Origin of the sequence: Mesorhizobium sp. LMG17149 (assembly GCF_024518695.1) — a bacterium.
Classification (GTDB): Bacteria; Pseudomonadota; Alphaproteobacteria; order Rhizobiales; family Rhizobiaceae; genus Mesorhizobium.
This window is the reverse complement of sequence record NZ_JANIFL010000007.1, coordinates 139,355-154,014: the sequence shown is the minus strand read 5'-3', so window position 1 is coordinate 154,014 and position 14,660 is coordinate 139,355. Positions and strand designations below refer to the sequence as shown.

The following is a 14,660-nucleotide window of genomic DNA, read 5'->3' as shown; positions in this document are numbered from 1 at the left end:
TACGCGTTTTTCCCGAAAAACCGTTTACACTTTCCCTGGGATTGCTCTGGACGGCCCAATTGCTCAGGGGATTGTATACACCGCGATCTCCCGCTCGATGCCGCGCAGCGAGACTTCGTGAGGCACGGGCGTCAGAGCGTTCCTGCGCAACAGATCGGCGGTGAGATTGTCGTCGACCACCGCGCGGGTTGCGAAGATAGCCTGTGCGTTGGCCAGGTTCTGGACTCGTGAAGCAATGTTGACCGTCTGGCCGAAATAGTCCTGTCGCTCGTTCATGGACACGGCGATGCAGGGGCCGGCATGGACACCGATCTTGAGCAGCAGATCCTCGCGCCCGCTTCTGTCATTGAGCGCACGCATGGCATCACGCATCCTGAGGGCCGCAGCCATCGCGCGATCAGGCGTCGCGAATGTCGCCATCACCGCATCACCGATGGTCTTCACCACCGCGCCTGCCTCCGCCGCGACGATCTCGTGCAGAACCTGGAAATGCACGCGCACGAGATCGAAGGCTGAAAGGTCGCCCACCCGCTCGTAAAGCGCGGTCGATCCGCGCAGGTCGGTGAACAGGAAGGTGAGGCTGGTGATCTTCAGGCGCTGGTTGATGTCGAGCGTATCCGTACGATAGAGGTCGCGGAACGTCTGGTTGGTGAGCAGGCGCTTGGCGGTCAGAAAAGGCCGGCGTTTGCCCAGGAGATTATGCAATGCCTCGCCGGCGATGAAGACTGCCGGCAGCACGCGGGTGTCGGTCCTGTTTTCCAGCGAAATACGCAGCGGACCGGGTTGCATTTCCAGTGTCTGGTTCTGGACATGGTCGCGGTCGAAAGCCAACGACAGGCTTCGCCGCTCTTTTGTTGGTTCGCCCTTCGCGTCGATGAACTGCGCTGAATGGGTGACCGGCTCGAAGACGATGATGAATTCGGACGGAAGCTGTATGGGCAGAACCGCCTTTTCACCCGGCGCCAATTCGATATCCTCCAGCGAGAACGCTTCTATGTTTTTCGCCAAATCCTCTTCCGGCAGATCGACGCCGGATCCCCAGTAAATCTGGCGAAAATATTCCACCAACGGCAGTTCGTGTGGATTGTGGGCGGCAATCCTGCGCACGCGAGGGCTGACGGTGAATGTCACCTCGACCATCTCATCGAGGGTCGGCGAATAGCCTTCGGAGCATAGCGCGCAGGTGTATTCGTCCTTCTGCAGGGTTTTCAGCGTAGCGTTGGTGTCGAGCACGCCGCCACAGCCGGGGCACAGAACATTCCATGAAATGTCGAAGATGCCTACCCGCGCCGCATGGAGGAAGGCGCTGATGGCGCGTTCCTCGTCGAGGCCATGCTTGCTGGCGAAAGCCGGCACATTGATGCGGCAAAGTTCATAATCCTTGCCTTCCGCGATGGTCCGCCGGATCGCGTCGATTGCCTGGGGATCGACATCGGTCGATTGCCGCAAAAGCGAGAACAGATCCTGAATTTCGGTCATCGTGCAGGCTCCGGAAAATGCACCCCCGAGGTGGTTGACCGGAACCGGTCTTCGTTCCGAGCGCTCCATCTTACTTCGAAACGGATCGTACGGCCATTCGAATGGAAAAGCCCGCCGACGTGTCAATTCCGTCGGGATTTTCACCGATCGCAAGCGGTACTATGGTGGGGCCATGGGGTATTCATCTTTGGGACTTTCTCCCGCGCCGACACCCGACAACCCGCCATTTCCCGCGGCCTTGCGGCTTTTCTCGGCGGGGGTCATCATCGTCCTGATTGTCGGCGCCGGCCTTTTTTTCGCGCCTGCGCTGGTCAGGCCGCGCTGGCCTTGGGCCGTCACGCCGTTCAACGCCCGCTTCCTCGGCGGCTTCTACACCGCCGAAATGGCCGTGATGGCGGCGCTGCTGGTCTGGAATCGCTGGTCGCCAGGCAGGCTAGTGCTTGTCATGGCCTTCATCTTCACCGTCATCGTTTCGGCGGCTTCGTTCATCAATCTCGGCTATTTCAACTTCGAGCGGAAAGCGCCCTGGCTCTGGTTCTTGGTCTATCTTGCTTCGGTCGCGGTATCCGGGCTGTTCCTGTTACGGGCCGGGGGCCGTCCTTCCGCAAAGGGCGTGACCTTAAACTCTGCATGGCGCGGCTATATGTCGATGGAAATGGCGATCCTCGGGCTCTATGGCGTCGGTCTGTTGCTGTTTCCCCTGACATTCGGCGGCTTTTGGCCGTGGCCGATCGACGCCTTCCACGCTCAGGTTTACAGCGCCATCTTCCTCGCCGGAGCGGGCGGCACATATCTCGTCTGGAAAAGCGCGCCGCGCGAAGAGCTGCTGGTGCTCGGTCTGGCGCAGTTTCTGGTCGGCTTGTTTGCCATCCTTGGCCTTGTCATCACCGAGGCCGCAGTGCACCGGATCGACTGGACGGCGACGGGAACATTGTGCTGGCTCGCCCTTTTCGGCTGGATCGGAATCAGCGGCATCTTCAAACTCTACGCCGTCTCCCGGTACTTCAGCGCGCAATCGGCATCATAGGATGATGAGATGGCTGGATTTTCAGATGATGTCCGGTGCATCGTGCCGGGCCTATTGCCTTTGCCGGGAAAGCCATGACCAGCACGACCTCGCCATTCCCAAAGAAAATCCAGCCGCAACTCCGGGCCATTCGGCCAAGCGATGCGGAGGCGCTTTGCGCCATCTTCAACATGCCGGGCTTCCGCTGGGGCACGCTCAGGGTGCCATTCGAGATGGTGGAGCAGGTAGAACGGCGTATCACCAAGTCCGGCCAGGAAACCACCTGGATCGTTGCCGAGCTGGACGGCAAGGTCGTCGGCCATGGCAGCCTTATCGTGCAGGGTTCGCCGCGCCGTTCGCACATCGGCGAGATCAATATCGGCCTTGACGATGGCTTTGTCGGCAAGGGTATCGGCTCTGCCATACTTGGCGCGCTGCTTGACGTGGCCGACAACTGGCGCGCCCTGAAGCGAGTCGAATTGACCGTCTATGCCGACAATGAACCGGCCATCCGCCTCTACACAAGCCACGGCTTCGAGGTCGAAGGCCGGCATGTGAAGGCCGGCTTTACCGAAGGACGGTATCACGACCTTCTGAGCATGGCCCGGCTGCGGTTCTGATGACCAGGGACTTTGATCCGACCCTTAAGGCTCCGGTGGATGTTCTGGCAGTGCTGTCACTGCTCTGCCCGGAAGTCGTGCGTGACATCGAGCAGAACTGGAATGCACCGGTTTCCGAATACGCCCGCCATCTGTGGCGGCCGGTGGCAAGGCCTGCTTCGGGTCCGGCGATCGCTGCCCGTTCGATCCTGCTTGATGTACTGCATCAGCGCCTTGATTTGATCATGCAGCCTGAAGAGGTCGGCAAGGCCCTTGAAGAATTCGACCACAGACCGGTGATTCAGTCCGGCCTCCACTGCCTGCTGCTGATGGACAGGATCACCTTCGATGCCCTCCTGTTTGCCTGGCTCGGCGCGGTCGAAAACGGGCTGTCGGCGTTCGTCGGCTTCATGGGAACGACGATGACCATGGAGACAATTGGCCGGGAGGGGCCGGGATGGCTCGATGTCGGCGACGACAAGGTCAACTTGTTTGGCATGGGGCGCCACAAACTATGCCGCAAAAGCGCCTGCGCGGCCGGCCCGGTCACCCTCAACAAGCGGGCGCTCGAAGCGGTGGGCGACGAAACGGATGCCAGCCGCTGGCTGGGCACACTGCTCGCCAGCCAGGACAAGGTGTTTGGAACCGCCGCCGATGCACTGACAGACCTCAACGAGGATCTGGTCGCCGATTGGGATCGTTCCGGCATGGCTCGGCCGGTGTTCATCGATGACCGGCTCGCGGCTTCCGTCGTGGCGCGGCATCTGGACCATGACGGCAGCCTTCTTTCCAAGCTGCTCCTTGAGCCCGCAAGGCGTCAGCGTCTCGAACGTACCCTGCAAGAGACCGAATCGGGCCCATTTGGCCGATTCCTGCCCAATGCCACGGCCTATTTCTGGGGCATTCGCGAGGAGCGCGTGCGCAAGCTTGTTTTCGAGAACGGGCACCTGATCGAGCCTGAAAGGCCGAATGGTCTTTCCATCCCGTTCGAGCGGGCGCATCTCAAGCAGGCGCTGCTGGACGGCGTGCTGCTGCCGAACTTGTTCCTGACGTTCCTCGTTCTTGCCATATTGCCTCGCGTGCGGGTGGTGGGCGGGCTGAGGCAGATCGGTTATGTAGCGCTTTTCCACTCGATCCTGCTGGCTGCGCTGGATGAAACCGCGCCGGAAGAGCGCGGTCTGGCTGCCGAGTTGCAGGTTCGGGAAAATGCCTGGGGCACCCGGGTCATCGATGAAAAAATGTCGGTCCGCGAACAGGTTGCCGGCCTGCCGGCAGGGAGGCTGTTTCCTGACCTGCTCGGGCACTACCGTTCGCACACCTTTGCCGAGACGACCGACGACCTGAAACTGGTTCGTGAAAACGCCCGATGGCGCAAGATCGGCCGAGCCTTTGGCGTCTGATCCGACCGCATGCCCTCATTTGTCATTGCACTATTCCGGCCTTGCGGAGCCGTCGATCATGAGTTCGAAATCGGCATGGTTCTTGTAAGGCAAGACTTTGCGACGGTATTCCAGCGAATAGTCAGGATTGACGCGAGCAGTTCCTGCCATGCCGCCCACGCGTGCCGAGATCGCTGACCGAGAGGTCGAGCCTCGCCTTGACCTAGCGATAGGCGTCCTCGGACAGGCAGATGGCGCCGGGCGCCGCGACGCCCTCCAGACGCGAGGCGAATCTTCGTCCGCGCTGGCGACCGGCTGTATCCAACCACATCTGGAGCCAGGATTGCGACTAGTCTGCGATTCTCGCTCAAGGTCCGTCTCCTTATCTCCATGATAGCAGGAAGACGGAGGGCTAAGAGAGAACTTCGCAACGACGGCCAAGCAGCCGTCCGAATCGGCAACGCTCCGCCACCGGACCCACGGATGCCCATTTGCTGCCGCTTGCCGGTTGACGGCTATCGGTTCATCATTGTGAATACCCTGGCCGTGAAGGGCGTGGCGAGATCACGAGTCATGGCCCCAAGAGCCGGATGATTGCAGGCCGAATCGACCTGAAATCTGAATCCATCTCTAGGTCAAAGAGACAGAGCAGGATGTGGTCCGAAAACCGCTTCACACTTTTCGGCATCATGCTCGGGTGAGGTTTCCATGGACTGCTCGGGCTGCGGTTTCGAGATTGAGGGCGGTTACGCCTTCTGTCCGAAGTGTGGCAGGCGCCAGCCTGTGCCATGCGCCAGCTGCGGCTACCCCTGCGCACCTGATTTCGAGTTCTGTCCGAAATGTGGGGCAAGCCTTGGTGCGTCCGCAAAAGCCGCCGAACGGCCTGTTCCGAAACCAAGCGGGACCATCGTGCCGCCTTCTCGAATCCTGTCGCTGCCTCCGAACATCGAAAGCTATGGGCTGCATCCCGTCTCTGACGCCGATCGCCGGACGGTAACGGTCCTGTTCGCCGACCTTTGCGGCTTCACGACACTCAGCGAACAGCTCGACCCCGAGGTGATGCAATGTTTGCAGAACGCGCTGTTCAAGGAATTGACGGCGGCCGTGCGGAACTTTGGCGGTTTCGTCGACAAATTCATCGGCGATGCGCTGCTCGCTTTGTTCGGTGCGCCGGTGGCGCATGAAGACGACCCGGAACGTGCGCTTTGCGCCGCTCTCGACATGATCGCCCGGACGGCGCGGCTCGGTGAAGGCACCCCCCACTCCGGCTCGCCTCTGTTACTCCACATCGGCATAAACACCGGTCCGGTGGTTACTGGCGGATTGGGCATCGGCACCGCCAAATCCTATTCGGTGACCGGCGACACCGTGAATACGGCGCAGCGCCTGCAATCGCTGGCCGCACCGGGTGAGGTGCTGGTAGGCGAACTCACTCACAGGCTGACCCGGCATGCCTTTTCTTACGAGTCGCTGGGCGATGTCGTGCTTCGCGGCAAGGCCGGCAGTGTGCTCGTCCATCGACTGGATGCACCGCTTGCGGCCCCGCGTGCAGCACGTGGGCTCGAGGCGCTCGGCCTCAGCGCGCCGATGATTGGTCGCGGTGCGGAGCTTCATAGAATGTTGGCGAGCCTTGACCAGGCGTGCGACGGCTCGGCCCAACTTGTCCGCCTCGTCGGAGAAGCCGGTATCGGGAAATCGCGGCTGGTGAAGGAGTTCGTCGCCCGCGTCGGCGACGAGGATCGTTTTCGCAACGTCGCCGTGCGGCAGGCCGCGTGCTCACCGCTGGGCGAACAATCATTTGGCGCCTTGGACGCAGTTGTGCGCAGCGCTGCGGGGATGATGCAGAACGAAAATGGGGATGAAATAAGGGGGAAGCTCGCAGCCTTGCTTACCGATCTCGGCCTGCAGGGCGAAGAGGCGAAGCGACTGATGCCTTTGCTTTACCATGTGCTTGGCCTTGGCGACCCCGATGCCACCTTGCAGCATGTCGAACCCGAGCAGCTGCGGCGGCAAATTCTTTACGCAGTCCGCACAATCATCGAGCGGCGGCTTGCGTTGTCGCCGCTGTTGATTGTCGTGGAAGACCTGCACTGGGCCGACGCCGCGTCACTTGAGGCACTGCGTTTCGTGATGGACAGGTTGGAACGCACACGGTTGATGTTGCTGGTCACCCATCGTCCAGCGCCGGACAATGACCAGCTCGATTCAAATCGGGTCAGTCACACGGCGCTCAGGCTTTCGCCGCTCAACAATGATGACGGACGCAGTCTGCTGGCGGCGCTTTTTGGCGAGGGCTGGGTAAACTCCGCAGGAGGGCTTCTCGGCCAGATCCTCGATCGCTCGGGCGGCAACCCGCTTTTTTTAGAGGAGATCGTTCGCGGCCTTATCGATCGCGGTGTATTGATGCGCGAGGGCCAGCAATGGCGGACTGTGGCAGGCGAAGTCGCAACCGGCATTCCCGCCACGATCCAGGCAATGTTGCTTGCTCGGGTCGACCGGTTGCCCCAAGAGGTGCGCCGGTTGGCCCAGGAAGCCGCGGTAATTGGCCCGCGCTTCGATGCCACCCTTCTGAAAACCGTTACATCCGACCCCGGCCGGCTAGAAGCCGGCTGCGAACTGCTTTGCGATGCGGAAATCATCGAGGAAGTTGCCGGATCTGGTTCGGGCTCGTCGCAAAGCTACCGCTTTACGCAAACATTGCTGCAGGACGTGATCTACCAGAATCTGCTCCTGCAACGCCGGACCGACATCCACGGACGGGTCGGTGCTGCCTTGGAGCAACTGTGCGGCGACAAGCCGGAACGGCTCGAGGATTTGGCCGTGCTCGGTCATCATTTCGCACAGAGCGCCGAGCGGGAGAGGGGCGCGCATTACCTGCAGGCGGCGGGTGATCGCGCTCGCATGATATACGCCAACGATGACGCCCTTCGTTTCTATGAGCGAGCACTGACCGCATTGGGTGCGATCGGGCAAACACCGCTCAAACTGGCAATTGCAGAGCGCATTGCCGATCTGAGCGGCCCGGCAGGCCGCCGCCAGGTCGCGCACCACCACTACGAGGCGGTGTTGCTGGCATACCGCCAGTTGGCAGATCGTGTCGCTTCGGCGCGAGTTTTGCGTAAGGTCGGTCGGCTGCTCTGGGACGTCGGCAAGCGGGACAGCGCAGAATCCCGCTATGCTGAAGCGGCAGCGCTCCTCGATGGAGCGGATGCCCCGATCGAGCAGGCGCATCTCTGGCAAGAACGTGGCCGACAGGCGTTCCGGAGCGGAGATCACTCCCTCGCGGCAAAATGGGCGGACGCGGCGCTGGATTGCGTACGCACTTTGACGACGGAGCATGTTTCCGACGTAGGACGCGATGCCACTCTTGTGACCGCCGAGGCACTTAATACCAAGGCTGTTGCGCTGGCTCGCCTCGGACGAAACCGTGAAGCCGTTGGCCAGGTCGAGCGCAGCATTGAATTGGCCGAAGCCGCCGGTCTGCTGGGTGCGGCCTGCCGCGGCTACACCAATCTCGGCGTGCTTTACACGACTATCGATCCGGCAAAGGCAATGGAGGTCTGTCGGCGCGGTCTGGACGTGGCGCGCCATATTGGTGATCTGGGTTTCCAGGCCCGCCTCCTCGCCAATCTGGCGGTCGCTTGTTGTACTTTCACGGATCGCTGTCCAACGGAGGGCGTGCCTGCCGCCGAGAAGGCTATCGAGATCGACCGGGCGCTCGACCAGCGCGAGCACCTGCCGGTGCCGTTGATCGTGCTTGGGCAGATCCACCAGTGCAACGGCCGTCCTGAACTGGCGGTTGGCCTGTTCCACGAAGCACTGGACGTCGCCCGCGAAATGGGCGAGCCCCAACTGCTCTTTCCGTGCTATGATGGTCTCGCAACGCTTAATCTGGACCTCGACAATCTGGCCGAGGCCGAACGCTACTTTTCCCTGGCGCAGGGTATATGCGCCCAGCACGGGCTCGACCCGGAAGCGCTTGTGGTGCTGCCTTTTCTCGACTAGCCGGGGTTAGGGGTTGGAAATGTCCGCGCCTAGTGACTTGGTACCGCTTCAACCGGGCGACCGTGCGCCGAACCTGGTGCTTGACGCCATTACCCAGGAAGGCAAGATCGCGCTCGACGACTTTCGCGGGCAAAAACCAGTGCTGGTCGGCCTGTTTCGAGGTCTGCATTGTGCCTTCTGCCGGCGCCACATCGCCGCCCAGGCGCGGCTTGATCCGGAGCTGCGCGAAAGGGGCGTGGAGAGCCTGACGGTGGTCAACACGCCGATCGAACGGGCGCGTCTCTATTTCCGCTACCACCCGATGCCGAACCTGCTTGCGGCCTCCGACCCTGAACGCGCTTCACATCGTGCTTTTGGACTACCCAATCTCGAATTCACCCAAAACGAGACGAACTGGCCGTACAAGGTCTCGATGGCAGCAGCAAAGGATATGCGGGTCGACATACCAGGCGAGTTGCCCGGTCCCATGAATCCTTTTGCAGCGAGCGAAATCCTCGATAGGAAGGACCCTTACGAAGTGACCGAAGCCGACGAACAGATGATCGCAACAGGACACGGACAATTGGTCGGTCAATTCCTGCTGGACAGGCAGGGAATTGTCCGCTGGAGTTTCACGGAGGTTCCGGAGGGGGGGCGATACATGTTTGGGGCGCCCAACCCGAAGGAACTGATGTCAGCTGTGTCGCAAGTCGCCCAATGAGGTCCCGTTGGGTCAAATCTTCACGTTAATAATTTGCGGCATGAGATTCAGTGCGCTCCAGCGTCGGCGAGCGACAATCAGGCTGGGAGCCGCCACATTCGTACACGACCTGCACCACGCAATTCCGTTTCCTCAAGTGGATCGCAAGCAAATTTTGGTCCCAGCAGTTGGCGCGTTGCATCGGAAATACGGATTTCACTGGGCTCCGCGGACGTTTGAATACGCGAGGCGAGATTAACGGTCTCGCCCCACAAGTCATAGGCGAACCGTCTTTTGCCTATGACGCCAGCGACGATCGGTCCCGAGTGAATTCCAATTCTCAGTCTTATCGGTTCTCCTGCGAAGCTCTCGCGTTTGACCGCCTTGCGCAGTTCAACTGCGTAGTGCGCCAGGGCTTGTGCATGATCGGATCGCGCGGTGGGCAGGCCCGCGACCACCATCACACAATCGCCGATTGTCTTGATCTTTTCGCAGCCGTGTCGTTCCGCGAGTCGATCCGCCGCCTTGAAGAAGTAATTCAAGATAGCGAGCGTCGTCACCGCTCCGACGCTGCGCGCTCTTTCCGTAAAACCGACGATGTCGGCAAAAAGCACACTCACCTCTGCGTGGTTGTCTGCAATTTTCTTGTGCGCTTTCAACCGCTCCGCGATCGATGCCGGAAGAATGTTGAGGAGCAGGGCTTCGGCGCGCTGGTATTCACGCGACAATCCCTCCTGACTCTTCCTCAACGCCTCATTGGCCGAATGTAACTTCTCGTTGAGTTGGCGCTCCCTCTCTTGCAGAAGAGTCATTTCATAAGCCTTCTGTTGAAGCCGCTGCTTGTTGTCGCGTTCGGCAGTGGCATCAAGAAAGAGCAGCCACACGCGGTCATCATCAGCAAAAAGATGAAGGTCCGCGACACGCCCGCTGGGCAGTTCGACCATAGGCATATGAAATGGAAGCTCCGGGCAAGGCAGCAAACCTTCCATGAATTCAAGCTGATCGGCAACAGGCTTACCGATGCGAAGGGATGAGAGCCCGTAATGTTCAACGTTACCGCCCTTCGCCGCTGTCCGCAGCTGGGCGTCAATTTTCACATACGCAATAGCACGCTCGTTGTAGAAGAAATCGTAAATCCAGTTTCCGATCTCTCTTGGCAATCTTTGCATGGTCTATTTGGTGACCATCGAAGCGAGTTTTAGAAACGCATCATCGACATGCTCACCCGAGAGCGCACTTGTCAGATAGACCTGCCATCCACGTTGCCTCAGTTCGTCGATTTCTCTATCCGGTATTACCCACCGATCGGCCAGATCTGATTTGTTGAAAAGCAATACGAACGGCATAGCACCGAATTCAGCCTCGACCCGCTCGCGCAGCGTGAGCGCGGCGGTAAGGGTAGCGGCGCGGGTTCCATCGACGACAAGCACGAGGCCTGTCGCACCTCGCACATGGCTGACGCGGAATGAGCCGATATCATCTTCGCCGGCCAAATCCCATAAAATCAGATCCACTGTTTTGTCCGGGAGTGCGACACTCTTTTTGTCGATCTTCACTCCCACCGTGGTCAAGTAGGTTTCTGAAAAGATGCTTTTCACAAACCTGCGGACCAGGCTCGTCTTTCCGACAGAGAACCCGCCCAGCATACAGATCTTTTTTTGCAACATCTTGGGCTCCGCCCTAGTCCAGGTTTACCGTAACCGAAACCCGGCGATTGGTGGAGCTACCAGCCTGACTATTTTCAGGCACCGCCGGTTCAAAGGTACCCGCACCCCGAACCAGCAGCAGTTCCGGAGCGACGCCGCGCTTTTTGAGAAGCGCACGAACTGTCTCGGCACGGGCGGCGCTGATCGACGCGTTGGCCGTCTCACGGCCCGTGGTGTCCGAATGGCCGGTCAACATGAACCGCGCAGTTACGCCTGACTTGCGGGCACTTTGGGCGAATTCCTTTATTTGATCCGCCAATCTGTCGAGAACCGGCGTCTGCTCTGGTCCCGGCACAACTTTGCCGGAAGAGAAGAAAATATCGGTCGTCTGGATGGCCTCTCTCAAATGATTGAGCTCTGCAAGGTCCAGTTCACGCAGCTGCGAGACATCCAGAACCACTCCGTCCGCCGAAAGTTGTTCAGCGGCGGCCTGCGCCCGGTTGATCCAGGCGGCAGGAGCCTCGCCCACGACAACGATGCGACCCTGGATGATCGAAAGTCGGACCGATTTCGGCGGCGTCAGCGACGCCGTCAGCCGCTTCACCACAAACTTCGGATCAAGGCTCTGGTAGAATTGCCACTGTGAATGAACGCGGGCAGGATCGACCTCCGTTCCGGACAGCAGAGCTTGCGGGTCGGCGGCAAGCGGGTCTCGCAGGCCGGAAATATAGAAATGTCCACCCCTGGCCGATTGTTGGGCGACGACAATTCCCGGTTGGGCCTCAAGTCGCGACACATAATACTGCCAGTGCTCCGCCGCGCGTGCTTCGGGGCTCACATCACGAACCTTGGAGATGTCGAATTCCGGTCCGCCTGCCGAAAGCTGTCGGGCCGCTGCGCGCGCCCGATCTATCCAGGTGTCGGGAGCCTCGCCCTCGGCAATGATGCGATCATTGACGATCGAAAGTCGTACTGTATCTGGCGGATACAGCGACGCCGTCAGCCGTTTCAACACGAACTCCGGCTCAAGGCTCTGATAGAATTGCCATTGTGAATGAACCCGGGCGGGATCGACCTGCGTTCCAGACAACAGCGACTGAGGGTCGTCGGCAAGCGGGTCTCTCAGGCCGGCAATATAGAATTGGCCGTCGCGTATCTTTTGTTGTGCAACGATGATGCCCGGCTGGGCCTCCAGTCGCGACACATAGGCCTGCCAGCGCTTCGCCTCGAGTACTTCGGGGCTTACGTCACGAACCTTGGAGATGTCGAATTCCGGTCCGCCTGCCGAAAGCTGTCGGGCCGCTGCACGCGCCCGATCTATCCAGGTGTCGGGGGCCTCACCCTCGGCAACGATGCGCTCATTGTCGATTGATAGTCGTACTGAATCCGGCGGAGCCAGCGACGCCGTCAGCCGTTTCAGCACGAACTCCGGTTCAAGGCTCTGATAGAATTGCCACTGCGAATGCACCCGTGCGGGATCGACCTGCGTTCCAGACAACAGCGACTGCGGGTCGGCGGCAAGCGGGTCTCTCAGGCCGGCAATATAGAATTGGCCATCGCGCGCCTGTTGTTCGGCAACGATGATGCCCGGCTGGGCCTCCAGCCGCGTCACGTAAGCCTGCCAGCGCGATACATAAGCTTGCCAGCGCTGCGCTGATTGCCAGGAAAGAAAGTACCAACCGCCTGCCAGATTCAAAAGCAGCAGGGCAACGGCCGCCACCAGCCACGGAAATCCCTCATTTGATTCCTCCTGCTTGAGCTCGACGCAGGTCTGCAACTGCGCCTCTACGCTGGCCAACTGCGAACCGTCGCCGTCAAACTGCTCTAAAGCCTGTGAGGATTCCTCATGGATGCGAAGCAATACATCGCGAACTATTTCATGCAATCCCTCTGGCGGATTTCCCCGGATCACCGAAACCAGGGTCGCAAACGGTCCAACTTCTGACCAGAGACGAAGGTCGCCAAAACGAATTGTGTCCAGGCCGCTCTGCTCTTTCTCGTTAAACGAGTCCTTCACAAAATCCTGAATTGCACTAAGCATCGAAGAGATGAGCTGAGGATCTTCGCTCGTTGCATTATCGGCGGTTACATGCGCTATCAAAAGACCGGAATTGCGGTGAATGAGAAAGGCATGCTCTATACGATAAACAAGAGAGTGTTTAAGAACAACTTCCGAAAAGCTTGCTCCTGTCCTCCAAGATTCAAGTCTCCACTTTAGCCCATGCCAGGTAAATATATGTCTTAGAGTTTCGTTCAGCGACTGAAAGGTCTGGTCGATCTTTTCCCCGATCGACTTGCGAATTGCCGGCAGAAACACCGGGTATAATATATCCGTTAGTGTGCGCGGGCTCTTCTGGATTGACCGTTGCACAGCCCTTTCGACAGCAGGCGCAAGCGCCTCGCCGAGCTGCGCATGAGGCGCTCGCGCGGCCGCACTGGGAAGAATGTCGCCCACTGCTGCCGCAAGCTGCTCGGGTTCGTCCAGCAGATGCGTAACTCGTGAAAGCTCCGAAATTTCGCGGCTGACCAGCAACTGGCGCAGCGTTTCCATGCGAGGATCGGCGGTTGGGACTCCGTCGAAACGCGCACGATAGTCCGGATCAACGTTCCGGGCAATTTCGACCAAAAGACGAGCCAGAGCCTCGCGATCAATTTCTGTATCGTTCGAGGCTGTTCTTTGTGGAAGACTGATTGGGTCGACGGTTGACGTCAAGGTCCCATCAACTCACTTTCCAGCTACGATCCGAGTTGCCCTTGCTGCCGACGGGATCCTGATTCAGACATTTCGCAACCTCTACAAACAGGCCAGCCAAAAGATTTCGGTCGGTCTTAACGTTGCTGAGATCGGCAAACATTTTCTCAATCAGCATCTGAACGCCTTCATTCTTCTGCTTGATTTCCTCACGCAGCAAATGATCGTTTCGATTTATCCGGTCCGAAACGTCCCGCTCAAGCGCGCTCAATTGATCCGACAACGCACGCACCTGCTTTTCAAGTGCCTGGTTTTGCTCGCGAAGATTCCGGTCAATCTCCTTGTCGGCATCGGCTCGTGAGTCTTTTTCGTTCCGCAATTGCGCCGCGAGCGAATCGATCTGCTTCTTTGCATTTGACTCGTACATCTCAAGATTGCGCTTGGCTTCGGATTCGACATCCTTGAAGCGTTGCAACACCCGTTCTTCAAGCTTGGAAAAACGGCGGTCATAGTCCTGCATCTGGTTGCCGAACAGCAGATCGCGTATCTTGTCGACACCTACGGCGTCGCCGGCGCCCCCGTTTTCGCGAACCTGGGCCGCCATGAAGTTCAGCCCGCTTCCGTCTGCATTACCAATCAAATTTGCGTCCGCCTTGTTTGCGGAGGAAACGGCACTCGAAGTACTCGAAGATTCCTTGGCCATCCTTATACCCCTCTATTTGAACACCTGCCACAGTGCAGAGACCCATAAACAGATGAAGATGCCAGCAAAATCCGCGACCTGCAAGCCGGAATCTTCTTGGCGCAAGCCAATTTGGGTGCTCTTTTTACACCTCTTGCACTGGCAGAAAAAGCACCAGTACCGCTAGGTGTTGCTCTCACCCCTCTCTGTGATAGCAACCATAGCCATTTAACCTAATTGGCTATCGGGCGAAATCTACTATGAAGCCGAGTGATACAATGGGATTATGTATATCTATTTAGGCAGATTTAAGTAACAAGTTTTTATTAGAAATTGCTAAAATAGCTATTCCAGCGGGCAGCATATTGCCTCTCGCTCCGCTATATACTGCCACCATCAGCTTCCGGCGCGAGCTCAACAGTAGAAGGAGCATCTTCTTTTCACACGAGGAATCGCCGATCGAGAATGCAGCCCGGAATCGCGGTGTTTCGGT

Annotated in this window: 10 protein-coding genes; 5 read left to right on the top strand and 5 right to left on the bottom strand. The window is 59.0% G+C overall.

Features of this window, described 5'->3' with window-relative positions; all coding sequences use genetic code 11:
* Window positions 1-63 precede the first annotated feature (63 nt).
* Complete coding sequence (locus NP945_RS18120) at window positions 64-1,479, bottom strand: adenylate/guanylate cyclase domain-containing protein (protein WP_256747130.1); 1,416 nt, start codon at window positions 1,477-1,479, stop codon at window positions 64-66.
* Between the two features lies 1 nt (window position 1,480).
* Here NP945_RS18120 and NP945_RS18115 point away from each other — a divergent pair, with 1 nt between their 5' ends.
* The 5 genes from NP945_RS18115 (at window position 1,481) to NP945_RS18095 (ending at window position 9,168) form a co-directional block, all read left to right on the top strand.
* Entirely contained in the window at window positions 1,481-2,506 is a 1,026-nt protein-coding gene (locus tag NP945_RS18115) for a hypothetical protein (protein ID WP_256747129.1), read from the top strand.
* Between the two features lie 74 nt (window positions 2,507-2,580).
* Window positions 2,581-3,105, top strand: a complete 525-nt coding sequence (locus NP945_RS18110) for a GNAT family N-acetyltransferase (RefSeq protein WP_256747128.1) — start codon at window positions 2,581-2,583, stop codon at window positions 3,103-3,105.
* The gene (locus NP945_RS18105) at window positions 3,105-4,484 is read left to right on the top strand and encodes a hypothetical protein (RefSeq protein WP_128308238.1); all 1,380 of its coding nucleotides are present in this window, start codon (window positions 3,105-3,107) and stop codon (window positions 4,482-4,484) included. The genes NP945_RS18110 and NP945_RS18105 overlap by 1 nt, the downstream gene beginning before the upstream one ends.
* 687 nt (window positions 4,485-5,171) lie before the next feature.
* Window positions 5,172-8,468: an adenylate/guanylate cyclase domain-containing protein gene (locus tag NP945_RS18100; RefSeq protein ID WP_256747127.1), complete on the top strand. Its 3,297-nt coding sequence runs from the start codon at window positions 5,172-5,174 to the stop codon at window positions 8,466-8,468.
* A 19-nt stretch (window positions 8,469-8,487) separates the two neighbouring features.
* Window positions 8,488-9,168: a peroxiredoxin-like family protein gene (locus NP945_RS18095; RefSeq protein WP_256747279.1), complete on the top strand. Its 681-nt coding sequence runs from the start codon at window positions 8,488-8,490 to the stop codon at window positions 9,166-9,168.
* Between the two features lie 77 nt (window positions 9,169-9,245).
* On the opposite strand, the gene NP945_RS18090 is transcribed toward NP945_RS18095, so the two are convergent.
* Genes NP945_RS18090 through NP945_RS18075 form a run of 4 tightly spaced genes read right to left on the bottom strand, consistent with a single transcriptional unit; the run spans window position 9,246 to window position 14,188 of the window.
* A complete protein-coding gene (locus tag NP945_RS18090) occupies window positions 9,246-10,316 on the bottom strand; it encodes an adenylate/guanylate cyclase domain-containing protein (RefSeq protein WP_256747126.1) in 1,071 nt (356 codons plus the stop codon).
* Between the two features lie 3 nt (window positions 10,317-10,319).
* On the bottom strand, window positions 10,320-10,814 hold the full coding sequence (locus NP945_RS18085) for a Rab family GTPase (RefSeq protein WP_023809564.1): 495 nt from the start codon (window positions 10,812-10,814) through the stop codon (window positions 10,320-10,322).
* 13 nt (window positions 10,815-10,827) lie between these two features.
* A complete protein-coding gene (locus NP945_RS18080; protein ID WP_256747125.1) occupies window positions 10,828-13,506 on the bottom strand; it encodes an OmpA family protein in 2,679 nt (892 codons plus the stop codon).
* Window positions 13,507-13,513: 7 nt separating this feature from the next.
* Window positions 13,514-14,188 carry a hypothetical protein gene (locus tag NP945_RS18075; protein WP_031212622.1) on the bottom strand — a complete coding sequence of 225 codons (675 nt, stop codon included), beginning with the start codon at window positions 14,186-14,188 and terminating at the stop codon, window positions 13,514-13,516.
* Window positions 14,189-14,660: the final 472 nt, after the last annotated feature.